At 73.0% G+C, this 20665-nt stretch carries 16 protein-coding genes; 13 read left to right on the top strand and 3 right to left on the bottom strand.

Annotation, left to right across the window (positions count from 1 at the left end; translation table 11 throughout):
* The first annotated feature begins 243 nt into the window (after positions 1–243).
* From ACFW3D_RS11270 to ACFW3D_RS11255, 4 genes are all read left to right on the top strand, one after another.
* On the top strand, positions 244–669 hold the full coding sequence (locus ACFW3D_RS11270) for an OsmC family peroxiredoxin (protein WP_500503792.1): 426 nt from the start codon (positions 244–246) through the stop codon (positions 667–669).
* 79 nt (positions 670–748) lie between these two features.
* Positions 749–1432 carry a hemerythrin domain-containing protein gene (locus ACFW3D_RS11265; RefSeq protein ID WP_500503789.1) on the top strand — a complete coding sequence of 228 codons (684 nt, stop codon included), beginning with the start codon at positions 749–751 and terminating at the stop codon, positions 1430–1432.
* Positions 1433–1691: 259 nt separating this feature from the next.
* Complete coding sequence (locus ACFW3D_RS11260; RefSeq protein WP_500503786.1) at positions 1692–3833, top strand: SpoIIE family protein phosphatase; 2142 nt, start codon at positions 1692–1694, stop codon at positions 3831–3833.
* 12 nt (positions 3834–3845) lie between these two features.
* On the top strand, positions 3846–5528 hold the full coding sequence (locus ACFW3D_RS11255) for a phytoene desaturase family protein (protein WP_500503784.1): 1683 nt from the start codon (positions 3846–3848) through the stop codon (positions 5526–5528).
* Between the two features lie 12 nt (positions 5529–5540).
* Here ACFW3D_RS11255 and ACFW3D_RS11250 read toward each other — a convergent pair whose 3' ends face one another.
* Positions 5541–7466 (bottom strand): FUSC family protein, encoded by a 1926-nt coding sequence (locus tag ACFW3D_RS11250; RefSeq protein WP_500503781.1) that lies wholly within the window; start codon positions 7464–7466, stop codon positions 5541–5543.
* A gap of 153 nt (positions 7467–7619) precedes the next feature.
* Positions 7620–8690 (bottom strand): alkene reductase, encoded by a 1071-nt coding sequence (locus ACFW3D_RS11245; protein WP_500503779.1) that lies wholly within the window; start codon positions 8688–8690, stop codon positions 7620–7622.
* A gap of 138 nt (positions 8691–8828) precedes the next feature.
* On the opposite strand from ACFW3D_RS11245, the gene ACFW3D_RS11240 reads away from it, so the two are divergent.
* Positions 8829–9194 (top strand): winged helix-turn-helix transcriptional regulator, encoded by a 366-nt coding sequence (locus tag ACFW3D_RS11240; protein WP_500503776.1) that lies wholly within the window; start codon positions 8829–8831, stop codon positions 9192–9194.
* 81 nt (positions 9195–9275) lie between these two features.
* On the opposite strand, the gene ACFW3D_RS11235 is transcribed toward ACFW3D_RS11240, so the two are convergent.
* Positions 9276–9794, bottom strand: coding sequence for a signal peptidase II (locus tag ACFW3D_RS11235; protein WP_500503774.1), 519 nt, complete (start codon positions 9792–9794; stop codon positions 9276–9278).
* A gap of 151 nt (positions 9795–9945) precedes the next feature.
* On the opposite strand from ACFW3D_RS11235, the gene ACFW3D_RS11230 reads away from it, so the two are divergent.
* The 8 genes from ACFW3D_RS11230 to ACFW3D_RS11195 all read left to right on the top strand — a co-directional run.
* Positions 9946–10431, top strand: coding sequence for a MarR family winged helix-turn-helix transcriptional regulator (locus ACFW3D_RS11230; RefSeq protein ID WP_500503772.1), 486 nt, complete (start codon positions 9946–9948; stop codon positions 10429–10431).
* A gap of 1039 nt (positions 10432–11470) precedes the next feature.
* Positions 11471–12442 (top strand): patatin-like phospholipase family protein, encoded by a 972-nt coding sequence (locus ACFW3D_RS11225; RefSeq protein WP_500503771.1) that lies wholly within the window; start codon positions 11471–11473, stop codon positions 12440–12442.
* Between the two features lie 273 nt (positions 12443–12715).
* Positions 12716–13945 carry a macrolide family glycosyltransferase gene (locus tag ACFW3D_RS11220; RefSeq protein WP_500503770.1) on the top strand — a complete coding sequence of 410 codons (1230 nt, stop codon included), beginning with the start codon at positions 12716–12718 and terminating at the stop codon, positions 13943–13945.
* A gap of 3 nt (positions 13946–13948) precedes the next feature.
* Positions 13949–14437: a hypothetical protein gene (locus ACFW3D_RS11215; RefSeq protein ID WP_500503769.1), complete on the top strand. Its 489-nt coding sequence runs from the start codon at positions 13949–13951 to the stop codon at positions 14435–14437.
* On the top strand, positions 14434–15375 hold the full coding sequence (locus ACFW3D_RS11210) for a hypothetical protein (protein ID WP_500503768.1): 942 nt from the start codon (positions 14434–14436) through the stop codon (positions 15373–15375). Before ACFW3D_RS11215 ends, ACFW3D_RS11210 begins: the two co-directional genes overlap by 4 nt.
* On the top strand, positions 15372–16043 hold the full coding sequence (locus ACFW3D_RS11205) for a TetR/AcrR family transcriptional regulator (protein ID WP_500503767.1): 672 nt from the start codon (positions 15372–15374) through the stop codon (positions 16041–16043). Before ACFW3D_RS11210 ends, ACFW3D_RS11205 begins: the two co-directional genes overlap by 4 nt.
* 238 nt (positions 16044–16281) lie before the next feature.
* Positions 16282–19230: a M14 family metallopeptidase gene (locus ACFW3D_RS11200; RefSeq protein ID WP_500503766.1), complete on the top strand. Its 2949-nt coding sequence runs from the start codon at positions 16282–16284 to the stop codon at positions 19228–19230.
* Between the two features lie 431 nt (positions 19231–19661).
* On the top strand, positions 19662–20665 hold a 1004-nt coding region (locus ACFW3D_RS11195), incomplete at its 3' end, for an ABC transporter substrate-binding protein (RefSeq protein ID WP_500503765.1).

Below are 20665 nucleotides of genomic sequence, written 5' to 3'. Positions count from 1 at the left end.
CCGTCGAACCCGCCAGGGCCGGACCCGTGCGCGCAGGCGCGCGGGTCCGGCGTCGCCGTGCTTCGGTACTTCTTCCCATGTGCGCGGCAACGGGCCCGGGCGGAAGATGCGCAGTTCTCCCGATGACCAGGGCGCGCCCGCTCTGGGAGCGTCGGCGGCGCGGAACATGATCGAGTGGTCACGGTGGTCCGACGCCGCGATCGCGCTGTTCCGCTACGACGAGTGATTCCTGGAAGGTTCATCGTGGCAACAACGCGCAGCGCGCACACCGTCTGGGACGGCGACCTGCTCGAAGGCAGGGGCACCGTCTCCTTCGACTCCTCCGGCACCGGCCGGCAGCCGGTGTCCTGGCCCTCGCGGGCCGAGGACGCCGACGGCAGGACCAGCCCCGAGGAGCTGATCGCCGCCGCCCACTCCAGCTGCTTCGCCATGGCCCTGGCGCACGGCCTGACCGGTGCGGGCACGCCGCCCACGAAGCTCGTCACCTCGGCGGACGTGACCTTCGAGCCGGGCGTGGGCATCACCGGAATCCACCTCACCGCGGAGGGCACCGTGGCCGGCCTGGACGACGACGCGTTCGTCGCGGCGGCCACGGACGCCAAGGAGAACTGCCCGGTCAGCCAGGCCCTCGCGGGTACCGCCATCACCCTGACGGCCAAGCTCGTCTGACCCGGACCGTACGACGCCGGGTGCCGCGCCCCCGCCTCCCGGCGCGGCACCCCGGCATCCGCCACTCCCAGAGGATTCCGTGAACCCCGCAGTCGACCGGCCGATGGCCGACGTGCGTGACGTGCCCGTGCTCCACACCGTGCTGGACCGGGAGCTGGGCCTCCTCCCGCAGGCCGTACGCGGCGTACCGCCGGGGGACGTCCGGCGCGTGGCCGCCGTGGCGGACCACATCGCGCTGGTGTGCTCCCTGCTGCACCGGCACCACCGGGGACAGGACCTGCTGCTGTGGCCGCTGCTCGCCGCACGCGCCGGTCACGCCGCGGCGGCCGTCGTCCCCGTGATGCGGGAGCAGCACCGGCTTATGGAAGGCGTGCGTTCCGAGGTCGACCGGCACCTGCGGGACTGGCGGTCGACGGCCCGGTCCGGCGGTGAACTCGCCTCCGCGATCGAGCGGTTGACGCACCGGGCGGTCAGGCACCACGCACTGGAGGAGAAGGAGATCCTTCCCCTCGGCGCCCGGCACGTCACCGCGGCGGAATGGGCCGGGCTCGCGGAGCACACCTTCGCCGGTCACGACACGAAGTCGCTCACGGTGTCCCTGGGCATGCTGGCGTACGAGGCCGGACCCCGGGCCGCCAAGGGCCTGCTCACCGGCGCCCCGCTCGCCGCGCGCCTCCTGATCCCCGTCATCGCCCGCCGTGCCTACGCCTCCCGCGCCAGACGCATCCACGGCACCGCCAGACCGTCCCACCGGGACACCTGATCCCGGCGGCGGTTCACGGACGGCGCACCTTGCTGACCTGCACCGATCACAGCAGATGACGGTCGCCTACCGTAGCCGGAGCCTGTGGATGCCGTAGCGCCCCTTGGGGCGTATGGTCCGTTTATGGGACCAGAGCGGTGTGGTGGCCGCGGGGCTCAGCGGCACCGACGGACGGCTCGGCGCGCACGGTACCGCCGGTTGCCGGCCCACGCGTCCCGGCACCCAGGCGACGGGGGCGAACGCGGTGACCCGGCATGACGTGAGGCCGACGACGGGCGGCATACGGCGGCTCGCCGGCCTGTTCGAGGGTCTCGTCCGGGACACCGACACCGCGGTGGGCATGCTCTATGTGCTCACGCCGGAGGACCGGGTGCTGGAGCTCGTGGCGCTGTCCGGGACGTCCCGGCGGATCGCCGCCCCCTGGGCGCGGATCGGGCCGGACGACGCGGCACCGGTGGCACAGGCCCTGCGGGAGCGGTCGCTGGTGTGGGTGGGGAACTCCCGGGAGCTGGCCGAGCGCTTCCCCCGGGTCGCGCTGGTGGCCCCCTACGAGATCATGCTGGCGGCGGCGCCGATCATGGACGGTGACGCGGCATGGGGCGCGGTGTGCCTGCTGTGGCCCGTCTGGCACCCGCCGGTGCTGAGCCCCGGCGAGCGGGACGCGATCGGCATCTTCAGCGGCAGGGCGGGACGGCTCCTGAAGCACTACTCGGACCGGGGCCACCCCGTCGTGGCCGGTGCCGACGCCCTGATCCTGCGGTCGGCGCGCCGTCGCGAGCCGAGCCGGGACGAGGCGCTGGCGGCGTACGACTTCGCCGAGCGGCTGCCGACCGGGTGCTGCTCGCTCGACCTGGAGGGCCGGGTCCGGTTCCTCAACGCGGCGGCGGCCGAGCTGCTCGGCGTCGGTGCCGCGGACCTCATGGGCTCCCTGCCGTGGGAGCGGCTGCTGTGGGTCGACGGCCCGGCCTTCGAGGACGCGTACCGCGCCGCCGTCATCAGCAAGCAGACCACCTCGTTCACCGCCCTGCGGCCCCCCGACCAGTGGTTGTCCTTCCGCCTCGACCCGGGTCCCTCCGGGGTCAGCGTCACCGTCACCCCGTCACCGGGGGAGTGCGCGCGGTCCGCTGACGGACCGGTGGCTCCGCCGGGCGCCCGCGGCCCGGTCGGCGCGTCGGCCATGTACCAGTTGATGTACCTGGCCGCGACGCTCACCGAGGCCGTCGGGGTGCAGGACGTGGTCGACCAGGTCGCCGACCAGCTGGTCCCGGCGTTCGAGGCCCAGGGCCTGGTCGTGCTCACCGCCGAGGGCGGGCGGCTGCGCGTCGTCGGCCACCGCGGCTACACCGACGAGTTCATGGCCCAGGTCGACGGGGCGCCCCTGACCTCCGCCATCGTCACCGCCCGGGCCCTCTCCCGCGGCACCCCGCTGTTCTTCCCCAGCTTCGCCGACCTGCACCGCTCCTACCCGGAGGCCCTCCGCTTCCGGCACAGGGACGCGTGGGCCTTCCTGCCGCTGATCACCTCGGGCCGGCCCGTCGGACTGCTGGTCCTGTCCTACGACCGGCCCCGTCCCTTCCCCCAGGCCGAGCGCAACGTCCTCATCGCCCTGGCCGGACTCATCGCGCAGGCCCTGGACCGCGCCCACCTCTACGACACCAAGCACCAGCTCGCCCGCACCCTGCAGACCGGTCTGCTGCCCAAGGAACTGCCCCGGATACCCGGCCTCGAGGTCGCCGCCCGCTACCTGCCGGCGGGCCACGGCAGCGAGATCGGCGGCGACTTCTACGACCTCATCCACTGCGGCCCCAACTGTGCGGCCGTCACCATCGGCGATGTCCAGGGCCACAACCTGCAGGCCGCTGCGCTCATGGGACAGGTCCGCATCGCCGTCCACGCCCACGCCAGCGCCCACTCCTCACCCGGCGACGTACTGGCCCGGACCAACCGCCTGCTGTCCGACCTGGACACCGGCCTGTTCACCAGCTGCCTGTTCGCCCACATCGACCTGGAGCGGCACGTCGCCCGGCTGGCCACGGCCGGCCACCCCCCGCCCCTGATCCGCCACTGCGACGGACGCGCGGGGATCCTCGGTCTGACGCCGGGCCTGCTGCTGGGCATCGCACCGGACGGCGACTACCCCACCACGGAGATCCCCGTGCCGCCGGGCACGCTGCTGGCGCTGTACACCGACGGCCTCGTCGAATCGCCCGGCGTCGACGCGGAGTCCGCCGCGTGCGACCTCGTGCCGCACCTGGTGGCGACGGCCGGCCAGGGCGTGGACGCCGTCGCGGACAGTCTCCTCGAACACGCCCTGCGGACCGCCCCCGGAACCGACGACACGGCCCTGCTGATCGTCCGCCCGGGCGGCCCCGGCGCCACCCCACCGGCGAACGAAGGATAGGTCCATGAGCCTTTGCGCGAGCGCGAGGACGAACGCCCCGAGGAGGGCCCGGCGATGACGGCTGCGGACTCCTACGACGCGGTCGTCGTCGGCGGCGGCCACAACGGGCTGGTGGCAGCCCTCTACCTGGCGCGGGCGGGGTGGTCGGTGGCCGTGCTGGAGCGCAACGCCTCCGTGGGCGGTGCCATCGCCGGCGGCGAGGTGACGCTGCCCGGGTTCGTGCACGACCTGTACTCCACCAACCAGAACCTCTTCCTCGGCTCCCGGGCGTACGCCGACTTCGGCCCCGAACTCGCCCGCCGGGGACTGAGGTTCCGCACCACCGACCGTCCCTACGCCAATGTGTTCCCCGAGGGCGGCAGCGTCCGGGTGCACGGCGACTACGCACGCACCATGGAGGAACTGGCGGCACACGATCCCGGGGACGCCGAGGGCTTCGCCGGCCTGTACCGCGAGTACCAGCGCTTCGCGCCCCACCTGTTCGCGCTCTACGGATCCGCGCTGCCGTCCCGTTCGGCGGCGCGTCAGGTCCTCGGACTGCTGCGCCACCACGGCGTGCGCGGCGCCGGCGACCTCGCGCACACGCTGCTGATGAGCACCCGTGAACTGGGCGAGGCCTGGTTCGCCACGCGCGAGGCGCAGGCGATGGCGGCCTGCTGGGGCATGCACCTGGACTTCGCGCCCGACGTGTCCGGCGGTGCGATGTTCCCCTTCCTGGAACTGTTCGCGGACATGGAGAACGGGATGTCCGTCGTCGAGGGCGGTGCGCAGCGGCTGCCGCAGGCGCTCGCGGCCGTGCTCGCCGACCACGGTGGCGAGGTCCGCACCGGTGTCGAGGTGGAGCGTGTGCTGTGCCGCGACGGGCGGGCCGCCGGCGTGCGCACCGCGGACGGCGGCACACTGACCGCGCGGCGCGCGGTGATCGCGAACACCGCCCCGGACGTCCTGTACCGGCACCTGCTGGAAGCGGAGCAGGTGCCCGCTCGGGTGCGCCGCGACGCGGAGCGCTTCCTGTACGGCCCGGGCACGTTCATGCTGCACCTCGCGCTCGACGGCCCCCTGCCGTGGGCGGCGGGGGAGGAACTGTCCGGCTTCGGGTACGTCCATGTCGCGCCGTACGTGGACGATCTGGCGCGCACCTACACCGAGTCCCAGGCGGGACTGCTGCCCGTGGACCCGCTGCTGATCGTCGGGCAGACCTCCGCGGTCGACCCGACGCGGGCCCCCGCCGGCCGTCACGTCGTGTGGATCCAGGTCCGTACGATGCCCACCCGCATCCGTGGTGACGCGGCGGGCACGATCCGGCAGACCCACTGGCCCGAGGTCGCCGAGGCGATGACCGACCGGGTGCTGGCCAAGCTGGAGCGGTACGCGCCGGGCACCCGGGCACGGATCGCCCACGTCACCGCGTACACCCCGCAGGACCTGGAGGCCGCCGATCCCAACCTGGTGGGCGGGGACAGCACCGGCGGCAGCCACCACCTGGCCCAGAACTTCCTGTTCCGGCCGATGCCCGGGCACGGCGGCTACCGCACGGCGGTCCCCGGCCTGTACCTGACCGGCGCCGCGACCTGGCCGGGCGCCGGGAACAACGCCACATCGGGTTTCCTGGCGGCACGCCGGGTGCTGGGGGACTTCCGGTTCCGGCTGAGGGACCGACGGGCCCGGGCGGGCACGTCGGCAGCCGCGAGGTAGTGCCCGGCGGCGTCATCGGTCGGGGTGAGGGGCGCTCAGGGCGCTGTGGAGGCCGTGCAGCGCGGCGTTCAGCCGGGCCGGCACCGCAAGCCGGGGGAGTTCGAGCGGCGGGGGAGGGGCGCCGGTCTCGGCGGAGGCGGCGAGGGCGTCGAAGGCGCGCCGGACGCTGACGTCGCCGGCGGGCCCCGGCGATGCCTGCGGGGGCAGCGGGCGGGTGGTGGAGATGGCCAGGTAGCCGAGTTGCTGGGTGGCGGCGATGGCCGGCCAGAGCCGGGCGAGTTCGCGGGGTGCCGGGCGGTCGCCGGCGGCGCTGTCGGCGACCGTGCGGAGATTGATCAGGTCGGTGCGCAGGCGGTGCCGGGCCGTCGCGGCGGCGCTGTGCCCGGCGACGTCCCCGGAGGTGAGGATCAGGTGCCAGGCCGTTCCTTCCGCGCGGATGACGTGGGCGAGGGTGCCGGGCAGCCGGACGGTCGAGGTGCGCCGCCAGAGCGTGAGGCCCGCGGCCACACCGACGGCGCAGCCGCACACGGTGTCGAGGAGGCGGGCAGTGACGAGGTGCTCCACGGGCAGTGCCGGCTGTGCGGCCTCGGTCAGGAAGAGCGACAGGGGAGTGATGAAGGCGACGCCGAGGGCGTAGTTGTGGGCCAGGACGGCTTCCGCGGCGAACTGGGCGAGCATCACTGCCGCCACCAGTGCGGCGGCGCCGGGGTGGAGGGCCAGGACGGCGCCGCCGAGGAGGACGCCCGCGGCGGTGCCGGCGCCGCGTTGCACACCGCGCCGGATCGCGGTGGTGACGTTGGCGCCCTGCAGTACCACGATGGCGGCCCCGGAGGCCCAGTAGGGCTGTGCGAGTCCGCACAGGTGGGCGAGCCAGCCCGCGATGACGGCGCCCGATCCGACGCGCAGCGCGGCGGGCAGGACCAGCGAGTGCCGCTTCCTCGCCGAGGCCAGCAAGCGTGTGGCGCTGGACGGTTCCAGGAGCTCCCCCGCGTCGTCCGGCGCTGCCCCCGACACGGCATCGTGCACGGCCCGCTCGACCTCGCCGCGCACGGCGCGCCGCGCGGCGGGTTCCCCGCCCGGCCCCGGGGCCGGGAGCGGGGCGGGGGTACGCCGTTCACGGAGGCAGCCGGCCGTGCGGCGCAGTGCCGCCGCCAGTTCGCCCGGCAGCGGCTCACGCGATGCGGCGGCGCCGACGGCGGTGGCGAACACGTGGTGGGCCTGCCGCACCGCGGGTCTCAGCCGCGCCCGGCCGCCCGCCCGGCCCAGGGGCTGGGGCGGGGCCGCGACGGCGTACCAGGCGGTGCGCAGCGCGATGGCCGCCTGGTGCCGGACGGCGTCCTGGCGGGGCCCGCCGATCGCGTCGAGGTAGGCGGCCAGCTGGTCGTAGGCGTCCGCGACGGCCGTGGTCTCCGGTCCCCGGCGGTCGACCAGGAAACCGGACATCGACACCAGCCAGGCGCAGGCCGCGCCGGCCACGGTGAGGATGATCCGTTGCCCGATCGTCGCCGCGTCCACGGGCAGCGGGGTGGACATGGCACAGGCGAGCGCGAACAGGTAGCCGCCCGGCGGCCCGATCCGCAGCGCGTCGCAGACGTACGTGGCGACCGCGCCGACGAGGCCGATCACGACCGGCGCGAGCCAGATCCGGCCCCCGGCCAGCGATCCGGCGGCGACGGAGAGCACGAAGCCCGCCCCCACCCCCGCCAGGAGCACCGCCCGCCTGCCGTACGGCTCCTTCGCGCCGTAGACGGCGCTGAACGCGCCCATGGTGGCGGTCAGCCCCAACGGCAGGTGGCCGGTGGCCGCGCCGACGGTCAGGGGGACGCCCATGCTCAACGCCGCGCGCAGACCGGCCGCGTAGCGGTAGCCGGGGCCGCCGCCCGAGCGCAGGGCGTCACGAAGGAAGCGGCCGGCGCCGGCGGCTGGGAAGTGGGGCAAGCTCGTGGCCTCCGTACCTCCGGACGGCATCGGAACCCGTGCCCCGCCCGCGCCGTGTGACGAGTCCTACCAGAGCGCCGGGCCCCTCCCCGGCAGGGAGGCGCCCGGCGCGTCCGTATGTGGCGCGCCGCCGGGGGCGGCACGCGGGCGGGTTCAGACGAGGGCCGGGTAGTCGGTGTAGCCCCGCTCGTCCCCGCCGTAGTAGCTCGCCGGGTCCGGGGTGTTGTAGGGCCCCTGGGCCTTGATGCGGGTGACGAGGTCGGGGTTGGCGAGGAAGGCCCGGCCGAGGGTGACGGCGTCGGCGATGCCCTCCGCGAAGACGTCGGCCACCGCCTCGTGGGGCGGGCGCTCGTCGTCGTACTGGGGGTTGAGGACGAGCGTGCGGGGCCAGGCGGCACGGACCTTGCGCGTCAGGTCGCGCCCCGCCTGCTCGCGGGTGTGGACGTAGGCGAGCGGCAGGTCGGACAGGGCGGTCAGCAGGGCGGTGTACAGCTCGGCGGGGTCGTTCTCGACGATGCCCTGGTCCGTGATGCCGGGGGAGATGCGCAGGCCCACGTGCTGCGCGCCGATGGCCTCGGCCACGGCCCTGACGGTCTCCACGACGAACCGGATGCGGTTCTCGGTGCTGCCGCCCCAGCGGTCGGTACGGAGGTTGACGCTGTCGGAGAGGAACTGGTGGAGCAGGTAGCCGGAGGCGGAGTGGAGCTCCACGCCGTCGAAGCCGGCGGCGACGGCGTTGCGTGCCGCCGAGACGTGGTCGGCGATCGTCTCGAGGATCTCCTCCTCGGTCAGTTCGCGCGGGACGTCGTGCTCCTTCGGCCCCTCGGCGGTGTACGTGACGCCGGGCGCCCGCACGGCGGACGGCGCGACCGGGACCAGGCCCGTGAGGTCCCGGTGGCCGATCCGCCCGGAGTGCATGATCTGGGCGAAGATCCTGCCGCCCGCCGCGTGCACGGCGTCGGTCAGGGTGCGCCAGGCGGCCACCTGCTCGTCGCTGTGCAGACCGGGGGTCGCGTTGTAGCCCTGGCCGACCCGGCTGGGCTGGGTGCCCTCGGTGATGATCAGCGCGGCCGCCCCGGCCCGCTGCACGTAGTAGTCCACCATGACGTCGGTGACGAGTCCGCCCTCGGCGGTCGCGCGGTTGCGCGTCATGGGCGACATGAAGATCCGGTGGGGGACCGGGGTTTCCCCGACGGTGATGGGCTCGAACGGTGTGGTGGTCATCTCTGGTGCTTCCTCGTCCGGCGAAGGGCAGGGCTGCCCTGAGGGATAGGGGCTATCTATTGGAAAGTGGCTGGCTGAGTGAAAGCTAACAGAGGAGATCCCTGTCGGCAAGCCGCTATCCATTGGTAAGCTGGCTGTATGAGCGGTTACGAGCCCGACTTCTGCCCCCGCTACCACCTGGCCGTCGAGATGATCGGCCGTCGGTGGGCAGGGGTGATCCTGCGTGAGCTGCTCCGGGGTGCGACGCACTTCCGCCAGATCAGCGACGCCATCCCCGACATCACCGACAAGCTGCTGTCGGACCGCCTCAAGCGCTTCGAGCAGGAAGGCGTCGTCGAACGCCACGTCCTGCCGACCACCCCGGTGACCATCGAGTACCACCTCACCGCCAAGGGGCGCGCCCTGGAGGAGGTCGTCCGGGAGATCTCGACGTGGGCCGAGTCGTGGCTGCCCGCGCAGGACGAGGCCGCTCCGTCCGGCGGGGAGGTCGAGCCGGCCGCGTGATGCGGCGGCTCGCACGACGAAGGGCGCGACGGGCACGGCGCGTACGTGCCGTGGCCCCGTGTCGACGGCGTCGTTGCGCTGCTACCGCTCCAGCGCCTGGGTGCCGGTGCCGGTGCCGGTGCCGCTCGTGACGGCGGCGCGCAGCGGGACGCCGCGGAAGCTCTGGACGAGCACGATCACGGCACCGGCCGTGATGCACTGATCGGCGAGGTTGAAGATCCCGGAATCGCCGATCTGGATGAAGTCCAGAACGGCGCCCCGGCCGAACCCGGGGGTGCGGAAGACGCGGTCGGCGAGGTTCCCGCCGGCGCCCGCGAAGATCAGCCCGAGGCCGACCGCCCAGCCCGCGGAACGTACGGAGCCGGCGACCCGTGCGATGGCCACCAGCGCGACGACCGCCACCAGGGTGAAGAGCAGTGTCGCGCGGGGGGCGAAGGATCCGGCCGCCCCGGAGTTGCGGAAGGCGGTGAAGGTCACCGCACCGCCCAGGGCGTGGCTGGGTTCGTGGCCCTCGACCACCACCGCGGCGATCGCCTTCGTGACCTGGTCCACGGCGAATCCGGCCGCCGCAACCGTCCACAGCAGATACGCCCGCCGCACCGCCCACCTCCTGATCGCTGGTGTCCGCACCGAGCGTACGCGCAGCTCCCGGCAGGGGAGTGGGCGCCCGGAACGGCGTGACACCGCGCGGCCGAGATTTGGTTTCAATCGATACGGTCTCGAATGTGCGGATGGCTGGTAATGTGCGTCCATGACTGCCGACACTCCCCGTGGAGCCGGTTCTCCGCGCGCGACCGACCGCCCCGGGGACACCTCGCCTTTCGCCCTGGGTCTCCTGCTGCGCCGGGCGCACTGGCGGGCGGGCGCGGTGATGGTCGAGGCGATCAGGCCGCTCGGCATCGAGATGCGGCACTTCGCCGTGCTGTTGGTGCTGGTCGAGCGCGGGCCCACGGTGCAGCGGGACCTGGCCGCGGCGACGGGGTCCGACAAGGCGGGGATCATGCGGGTCGTCGACGACCTGGAGCGCAAGGGTCTCGCCGTGCGCAAGGCCGTTCCGGGGGACCGGAGGGTGCGGGCGGTGGAGATCACGCCCGCGGGCCTCGAGCTGTTCGACGCGGCCCATGTGGCGGCGGCGCCGCTGGCCGAGCGTCTGGTCGCCGACCTGGGCCCCGGTGGGTCCGAGCAGTTGACGGAGCTCCTGACGCGGTTCGCCCACCCCTCGGGCGGCGAGGCGTGAGCAAGCCCCACCGGCCGCCACCGTCGGAGATCCGGTCGGTTTCCTGACGCCGATGTGGATCGGTTCGCCGGACCTGTCGCGTTGGTGGCGGTGGATGAGCGGGCCGCCGGCGCCGGTCGGGATGGGCCGGCGTGTTCGGGCCGCGGCGGGCGAGGATCCGTTGGGCGGCCGGGGCGGCCGGGGCGGCCGGAGCCGGCAGGTCCGGTGTCGGGCCGAGGCGCGCGGGGCCGGTGTTGCGGGGCCGGCGGAGTCGGCGAGGCCGGCAGACCCGGGCTTCCGCGGCCGCCCGGGTCCGACGCGGTGCCGTGCGGGACCGGCCGGAGCGGTCGGCAAGGCCTGATTCGCCCACGGCTCGCCGCCCGCGGCCCAGCGTGTGGGCCGTGGCGCGGGAGATGTCCGTCTCGGCGGCCGCATGCGCCGCAGGGTGGCCTCGCAGGCGCATTCGACCGGCAGTCTCCTGCCGTGAACGGTCGGCCGGGCATCAGGGATCTTCGCCCACGTCAAGCCCGGGCCGCTGTCGGCAGCGCTCGTGATCGATACACCTCGCCGCCCTGCCGGCCGGCGGCTGCGGCGACGGGTCCGCCCCGTCCGCGCGCCCGCCGCCGAATCACCGCCGACCGTCACCACCGCGATCGTCCCGGACGGCGCCGCACCTCTCCCGGAGGGCACCCCTTCGTCGCCGTGCGCCGTGGAGTCGTCCGAGGCGGCGTTCGTCACGGAGGGTGCGGCGGCGCGAAGGTCCGCCGACCGCGTGGCTCGCTCGCCACGCGGCTTCCTCCTGTTCCCCGCCGGTGCCCGGGTCGCGTTCGGTGCTGGTTTCAAAGAAGGTCGCACACGAGACAGTATCGAATGATACGATCGCTCGTGTAACGAAGATGGACGGGGTGGGAGGCCGTTCGGGCCGCGACACCGATCCGACACGGTGCCGCGGTGAAGGAGGTGGATCATGAGGATTGCTCGTGGCCGGACACCGGTCCCCACGCCACGCCCGGGCTTTCGGGGCGAGAGCCCGGCGGGCGTCCGTGGCCGGGGCCGCGCCGTGAACGTCACGGCCGGCGAGGAAGTGCGCCCCCTGCCGTACGGCCGGACGGCGCAGCGGCCGGCAGTGGCGTCCCTCGGCGCCCTCCCCCGCCCCGTGGCCGCGGTGGTGGGTGCCGGAGGCGTCCTCGGGGCGGCGCACGTCGGCGCGGGGTACGCGCTGGAAGAGCGCGGATTCGTCCCCGACATGATCATCGGTACCTCGGTGGGAGCCCTCCTGGGCGCGATCGCGGCCGCCCACCCCGACGGCTCGGCGGCCCGGCTCGACCACGTGTGGACCCGCCTGCGCCGCCGCGAGGTGTACCCCCTCGGCTACCCGCCCGCACGGGCCAGCGTCTTCGCCGACCGCGGCCTGCGCCGGCTGATCGCGCGGGCCGGGCTGCCGTCCCGGATCGAGGAACTGCCCGTCCCGTTCACGGCGGTCGCCATGGACCTCGACACCGGCGCTCCGGCGCTCCTGGACCACGGCGACCTGGAGTCCGCGCTGCTGGCCAGCGCGGCCGTCCCCGGAATCCTGCCCCCGGTCGAGCGCGAGGGCAGGACGCTCGTCGACGGCGGCGTGATCGCCTACCTCCCGGTACTGGCGGCCCTGCACGCCGGGGCGGCCGGCGTCGTGGCCCTGTCCACCGGCCCCGAGGGCTCACCGCCCGGCCCGACCGGCCGCCGCCGGGGCGCCGGCGCGGTCGCCGCCAGGGCCGGCGTGCTCTTGATGCGTCATCAGATCGAACGTGATCTGCACGAGGTGTCCCGGCACGTCCCGACCGTCGTACTGCCGACCGGCATCGACGCCTGGCCCGCGCCCTGGGACTTCGGCCATTCCCAGCGGCTGATCAGCACCGCGCACCGCACCGCGGGCGACTTCCTCGACGCGCTGCGCATCAGCGGCCCGGGCCTGTACCGCACCGACGGGTTCCCTCCGGCCCCGGCCGACCCTGCCGGGGCAACTCCCCACGGGCCCGGGGGGCTCCTGTGAACCCTCCCCTGCCGGCGCGGGAGGATTCCTCGCTCAGGAAGCCCCGCAGGTCGGCGACCCGCAAGGTCTTACTCCGCCAGCACCGGCCGGGAGGGAACCTGCCCGGTCCTGCACGGCAAAGCTGAGGTGGTCCGTGCTCGGTCGTCGTCCGGTACGACACGCACACCACCCGACGGTCTTCCGCCCTGGGGGCGAGGCCCCGTTTCCCGCCCTGCTCCGCAGGGGTCCGATTCCCTCCCGGCCCGAAGGCCGGGGCATCCCCGGAGGAACCTGGTGAGCACCATCGCCTTCCTCAACGTCGCCATGCACGGACGGGTCAACCCGACCCTCCCGGTGGTCGCCGAACTCGTCCGGCGCGGACACCGCGTCACCTACCACACGTCGGCAGCCTTCCGGGAGGAGATCGAGGCCACGGGCGCCGAGGTGTACCTGCACCCCGGCGGCGAGCGGCCCCTCCCCGACGCGCCGACACCGGTCGCCCTGCTGGACGGGCTGGCCGCGAGCGCCGTCGGCCTGCTGCCCGCAGTGCTCACCGACCTGCGCAGCAGCCGGCCGGACCTCGTCGTCCACGACAACGCCTGCCTGTGGGGCGCGGTCGCCGCCCGCGAACTCGGCGTGCCCGCCGCCTCGTCGTTCACCACCTTCGCGTTCAACCACCTCGTACCGAGTCCGACCCGCGGCTCCTGGGACCTGCTGACCGACGCGGCCGCCAGGCCCCGAAGCGTCCGGGGCTACCTGCGATCGCGCCGGGAACTGCGTCGCCGCTACGACACCCGCGGGCTGCCGCCGGCCGACCTGGGCAACATCCGCCAGCCGCTGAACCTCGTCTACACCTCACGGGCGTTCCAGCCGAAGGCCGGGCACTTCGACTCCTCCTACCGCTTCGTCGGCCCCAGCATCGGTGCCCGCCCCCTCGACCCCACCTTCCCGGCCGACCGGTTGCGGGACCCCGTCGTGTACGTCTCGCTGGGCACGGTGTTCAACGCCGACCCGCGACTGCTGCGCACCCTCTCCACCGCCCTGGCCCCGCTGGCCGGCGCCGTCGTCGTCTCCACCGGACGCACCGACCCCGCCGCGCTGGGCCCGCTGCCGTCCAACGTGCTGGTGCGGCGGTTCGTCCCGCAGCCCGAAGTGCTGGCCCGCGCAGCGCTGTTCGTCACCCACGGGGGCATGAACAGCGTCAACGAGGCCCTGTACGCGGGGGTTCCGATGCTGGTCGTCCCCCAGGGCGCCGACCAGCCGATGGTGGCCCGCCGTGTCGAGGAACTCGGCGCCGGACTATGGATCCCCACCCAGGACATCACCGAGGACGGTGTGCGCGGCCTCGCGCGACGCCTCCTGCAGGGCCCGGGATTCCTGGCGGCCGCGGCCAACCTGCGGGCCGCCCAGCGCGAGGCCGGCGGATACCGTCGTGCGGCCGACGAACTCGAACGCTACCTGCGTGCACCTCGCTCAGTCGGCCGCGCGCAGGCCGCCCACGCCGACGCTCCCGGGCGAGGCTGAGCCATGTCACCCGTCGTCATGATCCTGCTGGCCCTCGGTGGCGTGTCCGAGGCCGCCGGACGCATCGTGCCCCTGGCCGTACGCCGACCCGGCATGCCGCGCACCCTCGTGGCGGGCTCGCTGCTGGGCGGCGGCCTCGTCGAGGGCGCCGTGTTCGCGCTGTGGCCACTGACCGCGGCGACCCTGGCCGAACTGGCCCTGTCCGCCCCGCCGCAGGGCGCCGGACCGGTGTGGACCGCCGACCTGGCGGCCCCGCTGATGCTCGCCGGCGTCCTCGCCTTTCCCTGGCTCGGCCCCGTCCTCCACCTCCTGCTCTTCGTCGGCGTCGGGGCCGCCCTGGCCGGCCCGCTCGCCGCGGCCGGCGGTCTCGGCTGGTGGGACGCCGCCGGTTGCGTGGCCGTCGCAGGGGCCGGACTGGGTCTCGCGGTCGAGGCCGTACGGCGTATGGTCGTCCGGATCGGCGCGACGGAACCGCGGGAGGCGATCGCATGAACGGCCACCTGCTCTGGGCGTTCGCGGTCGGGCCCGCCCTGATCGCCGAAGCGCTGCTGGCCCGCTACGAAGTGCTGGCCTACGGTGCGCGCTGGCGCGCCCCCGTCACCGAACTCCCGGACGGTGTGCCCTACGCCCGCGGCGCGGCTCCCGACAGCCCCCCGGCCGCGTACCTGGTCTACCTCGACGGCATCGGCAAACGCCGTGTCCGCGACACCCGCGACGGAGGCCAACTCGTCACTGCCGTCCTGGCCCGGGCCCCGGAACTGCGGGTGCTCGGTCAAGTGCAGCCCTACTCGCCCCTCGCGGACCCCCTGGCCGAACGGCCGGTGTGGGCATGGCTGCGCCGCCGCATCGGGCTGCTGCTCTTCCTGCACAACGTCATGCAGATCTTCGTCGCCGCCGACCGCCGCTACCGGCCGCTGTACAACCGGGCCGTCGGCCGCCAGATCGCCACCCAGCTCCGGCTCGCCGGCTACCACCCCGGCAGCGGCACCCCCGTCGTGCTGCTGAGCTACAGCGGCGGCGCGCAGGTCGCCACCGGCGCGGTCGACGAACTGCACGCCCGACTGGCGGCGCCACTCCTGCTGATCACCCTCGGTGGATTCCACAACGGCGCCAACGACCTCACCCACGCAGCGCACCTGCACCGGCTGACCAGCGCCGGCGACCGCATCGAACGGCTCGGCACCTGGATCTTCCCCCAGCGCTGGCCACTGCTCCGCCACAGCGGCTGGAACCGCGCCCGCCGCAGCGGAAAGATCACCGTGCACCGTCTCGATCCGGCCACCCACGTCGGCCCGCACAGTTACATCAGCCGCACCGCCGAGGCACCCGACGGCCGCAGGCACGTCGACCGGACCGCCGACACCGTGGTCGCGGTCATCCGCGCCCACCACCGCGGCCCGGCCGTGGTGACGGAGGACCTGCTGCCATGAGGCCGCCCACGGGCGACCCCCCGGACGCCGCCGGCCGCCGTCCGGAGCGGAGCGACAGGAGGAACCGCATCCTCACGGCCGCGCTCGAAGTCTTCGCCGCCAAGGGCCACTCGGGCACCACCCTGCGCGAGATCGCCCTGCGGGCGGGAGTGGACCCGGCGTTGATCCACTACTTCTTCGCCGACAAGGACGCCCTCTTCCGGCAGGCCGTGTCCTCCCGCATCGACCTGTCCGCCCTCTTCGACGACCCTGCTGACGGGAAGCCGGAAGCCGGGCACACCGGCCCGGGGCAGCGGCTGGCCCGGGCGGTCCTCACCGTCTGGGAGGACGAGTCGACCCGTCCGGCGCTCGTCGCCGTCCACCGCACCGGACTGTCGGACGGGCCGATCGCCGCGGCCCTCCGCCACCGCGTCGACGCGGCCCTCGCCTCGTGCCTGCACCGGACCGCCCCGGAAGGGGTCCGGCGGTCGCCGATGTCCGTCTCCCTGCTGTCGGCACACCTGACCGGACTCGTCATGCTGCGCTACGTCTTCCCGGCCGAACCCCTGGCCTCGCTCGACTTCGAGACGCTGACGGACGTACTCGCCCGCGCCGTAGACACCCACGGGGCCCGGCACGAGGAGCCGACCGCGCACCCCGAATACGGAACGGGCTATTCCTGCCATTAGCAGGCTACCGAGAAGTAAGGGCGGCCCATCACGAACCGCGTTCACGGCGATCCCGCATTTCCCCGGCCCCGCGACCCGCCTTCGGGCAATGGCGTCCGAATTCGCCGACGCCGGAAGGGAAATGACTCCCCGATGACACAACGGCACCCCCAGACGTGTCTTTCCCCGCATCTTGACTGACGCCCCGGCTTCTTATGGGATTGGCCCCTCTGTCCTGGAACGACGTGAAGGGATGCTCGTGAGAACCAGATCCTTAACGATCGCCGCGGTCGGCGCCCTCATCCTGTGCAGTGCGACGGTGGCTCCCATGGCCCAGGCCCGCGACGCGGGCACGGCCGCCACCGAAGCGGACACCGTCAAGGTGTACCGCGCGGAAGTGACGCAAAATCAGATCCCCTTGCTGCTCCAGGCCGGCCAGGACGCGCACGAGCTGAGCGAGCGCCCGCCCGCGCAGGGCACGGCCGCGGTCGAGGTGTACCTCACCGGCAAGCAGGCGGAGGAGCTGGAGAGGAAGGGCGTACGGCTCACCGAGCGCACGCTCGGAGCCAAGGCCGAGGCGCGCGTGCAGAACGCGGCCGAAAAGGTGTTCCGCCCGTACAGCGGCAAGGGCGGCATCAAGGAGGAGATCCTCGCCACCGGCCGCGCGAACCCCGGCCTGACGAAGGTCGTCTCGATCGGGAAGACGACGCGCGGGCAGGACATCCTCGCCCTCAAGCTCACCAAGGACGCCGCGAAGTCCAAGGACGGCTCGAAGCCCGCCGTGCTGTACATGTCCAACCAGCACGCGCGTGAATGGATCACGCCGGAGATGACCCGCCGGCTCATGCACTACTACCTCGACAACTACCGCACCGACAAGCGGATCAAGAAGCTCGTCGACTCCACCGAGCTCTGGTTCCTGATATCCGCGAACCCGGACGGCTACGACTACACCTTCGAGAGCGACGACACCCGCCTCTGGCGCAAGAACCTGCGGGACATCAACGGCGACGGCGTCATCACCGCCGGCGACGGTGTCGACCTCAACCGCAACTTCGCCTACAAGTGGGGCTACGACAACGAGGGTTCCTCGCCCAACCCGGCGAGCGAGACCTACCGCGGCGCCGGCCCGAACTCCGAGCCGGAGACCCGGGCGCTGGACGCCTTCCAGAAGCGCATCGACTTCACCTACGGCATCAACTACCACTCCGCCGCCGAACTGCTGCTCTACGGAGTCGGCTGGCAGGTGGCCACGGACACCCCCGACGACGTCCTCTACAAGGCGCTGGCCGGCACACCGGACAACTCCGCGATCCCCGGCTACCACCCCCAGGTCTCCTCGGAGCTCTACACCACCAACGGCGAGGCGGACGGCCACGCGTCCAACGTCAACGGCCTGGCGATGTTCACCCCCGAGATGTCGACGTGCCAGACGGCTTCCGACATCGACCCGAACGACCAGTGGGTGGCCTCCGACTGCCAGTCCGGATTCAACTTCCCCGACGACGAGAAGCTGATCCAGGACGAGTTCGCGAAGAACATCCCCTTCGCGCTCTCCGTCGCCGAGTCGGCCGCGCACCCCGACGTCCCCGCCTCCTCCGTGGGCCTGGACGCCGCCGACTTCACCCCGGGGTCCTTCACCACCTCCTACGCGCGCGGGGACGACCAGCAGGTCTCGGTCGTCGCCCGCAAGTCGCTGCGCGACAAGGAACTCAACTACCGCGTCAACGGCGGCCGCACCAAGGACGGGTCGCTGCGCTCCTGGCGGGGCGGCGAGACCTTCGGCGGCGAGGACAACCTCTACTTCGACGAGTACCGCGCCACGGTCCGCGACGGAGACGTCGGGGACAAGGTCGAGGTGTGGTTCACCGGCCGGACCAAGAGCGGCAAGAAGGTCTCCAGCGACCACTTCACCTACACCGTCGCCGACCGCCCTTCCGCGGACACCCTCGTCGTCGCCGAGGAAGGCGCGGCCGCCACCCAGACCAAGGCGTACGTCGACGCGCTGAAGGCCAACGGCCACCGCGCGGCCGTCTGGGACGTCGCCACGCAGGGCGCGCCCGACGCGCTCGGCGTCCTCGGGCACTTCCGCACCGTCGTGCACTACACGGGCGCGGCACTGCCGGGCAACCCCACCCAGCTCGAACTGCGCGCCTACCTCAACGAGGGCGGCAAGCTGATCGAGGCGGGCGAGCGGGCGGGCGGCAACGTGGCCCTGGCCGACGGCACCCCGTCGAACGACTTCAGCCAGTACTACCTCGGCGCGTACTCGCGCACGGCGACCGCCGGGGCGACCGGATTCGCCGGCACCGGCGCGCTGGCCGGGTTCAACGGTCCGCTCGGTGCCGCCACCGGCAACCCGCTGGACACGGCGGGCACGTACCGGGTGACCTCCGACTGGCTCGCGCCCGCCACGTACCCGCAGTTCGCGAGCAAGGGAGCCGGCCGGTACACCGGGTCCGTCGCCTCCGACGCGCCCTACGCGGGCTCCTACATGGCGGCCGCCGTCCACACCGACGACGCCTACAACCGGCTCACCCGGACGATCGACCTGACCGGGGTCACCGCGGCCGACACCCCCACCCTCCGCTCGCGCCTCCTGTGGAGCACCGAGCCCGGCTACGACAACGCCATCCTGGAGATCCACACCGTCGGTTCCGACGACTGGACCACGCTCCCCGAGGCGGGCGGTGCCACCAGCACCACCGTGCCGACCGAGTGCGAGGCCGGGTTCTACATCGGCGAGCACCCGTGGCTCACGCACTACCTGACCCCGGGCGCGGGCGGCTGCACGGCGACCGGCACCTCGGGCGCCTGGAACAGCTTCACGGGCTCCTCCCAGGGCTGGCAGCCGGTGAACTTCGACCTGAGCGCCTACGCGGGCAAGAAGGTCGAGGTCTCGCTCAGCTACGTCACCGACCCCGGCTCCGGCGGGCAGGGCCTCCAGGCCGACGAGACCTCCCTGGTCATCGGCGGCGCGGTCACCGAGACCGAGGGCTTCGAGACCTCCCTCGGCCCCTGGACCGTCTCCGGTCCGCCCGCGGGCAGTCCGCCCGCCCAGCGGGACTGGACGCGCACCGGCCCGCTGACGCAGGGCGCGGTCGTCACGGACGACACCGTGCTGCTGGGCTTCGGCCTCGAGCACGTCACCTCGGCGGCCGACCGCGCGACCCTGGTCCGCCAGGCGCTCAAGGCGCTCCGCCGATGACGGCCGGAGCCGCCCTCCGGGGCTGAGAGCGGAGCACGAAGAAGATCGGTGAGCCAGGCGGTCCGTACCCTCCGGGGTGCGGGCCGCCGTTCTTTCGCTCACGCGCCGTTCACACCGGATCGGCTTGGATGGGGTGCGAGGCAGGCTGGCGCCCCGGCTGTTCCGCCGGCGGTAGGCGCGAATCCACTGCGGAGCAATTCGGCGTTCACGGAACGACGGCTAGGTTCATGGCTTTGGGCGTGAGGGCCGCCGTGCCGCGGCCCGGCACGATCCGAACATGCCGACGCATGCTGCCGTTCCGGCTGGTCACCCCGGGTCCGGGCACCGAAGCGGCGCCTGGCAGGATAAGGGACCGTCTGACGTGAATCGGAAATTCGTAACTGTATGCGGGTGACCGTGTATAGGTTACCGCAAAGTAGTGAGGAAGTCTTGTGAGGAATCGAGTCCAACGGCTGGCGCTCCCGCTTTCCGCGACGGTGACCGCTGTAGTGGTCGCCGGTTGCGGCACGGGTGGGTCGGACGGCGGGGCGACCGGGAAGTCCCTCTCGATGGGCATCACGGACAAGGTGACCGCGGTGGATCCGGCCTCCGGTTACGACGTCGGCTCCTGGATCGTGTTCAACAACGTCTTCCAGTCGCTGATCAGCTTCCCCAAGGGCGCGACCAAGCCCGAGCCCGAGGCCGCGCGGAGCTGCAAGTTCACCGACGAGGGCAGCAAGACCTTCGACTGCACGCTGCGTGAGGGCCTGAAGTTCAGCAATGGTGAGGCGCTGACGTCGGAGGACGTGAAGTTCTCGTTCGAGCGCACCATCAAGATCAATGACGAGAACGGTCCGGCGGTGCTGCTGGACTCGATCAAGACGATCGAGACCCCTTCGCCGGAGCGGGTGGTGTTCCACCTGAAGTACTCCGACGCCACGTTCCCGATGAAGATCGCCTCGGGTGCGGGGTCGATCGTGGACCATACCCAGTACCCGGCGGACAAGCTCCGCACGGACAACGGGGCGATGGGCTCGGGCCCGTACAAGCTGGACTCCTACGACGCCGGCCGGGAAGCGGTGTTCTCGGTCAACGAGAAGTACCAGGGCTCGGCGGAGATCCGTAACTCCGGCATGACGATGAAGTTCTTCGGCGACGAGCCGACGCTGAAGAAGGCGGTCGAGGACGGGTCGGTGGACCTGGCCTACCGTGGTCTGAATTCCGCGGACATCGCGTCGCTGCAGCGCAGTTCGATAGCCGGCGACACCGGGATCCAGGTCGTGGAGGGTACCGGTGCCGAGGTCCAGCACCTGGTGTTCAACCTCGACGACCCGGTGGTCGGCAACAAGGCCGTGCGGCGCGCGGTGGCCTACCTGATCGACCGCAAGGCGTTCATCCGTGACGTCTACCAGCGCACCGCGACCCCGCTGTACTCGATCGTGCCGCAGGGCATCAC

The organism is Streptomyces sp. NPDC058864, from assembly GCF_042742985.1.
Lineage (GTDB): Bacteria > Actinomycetota > Actinomycetes > Streptomycetales > Streptomycetaceae > Actinacidiphila.
Note: the sequence above shows the minus strand (reverse complement) of the source record. Positions and strands in the feature narration are given on the sequence as shown.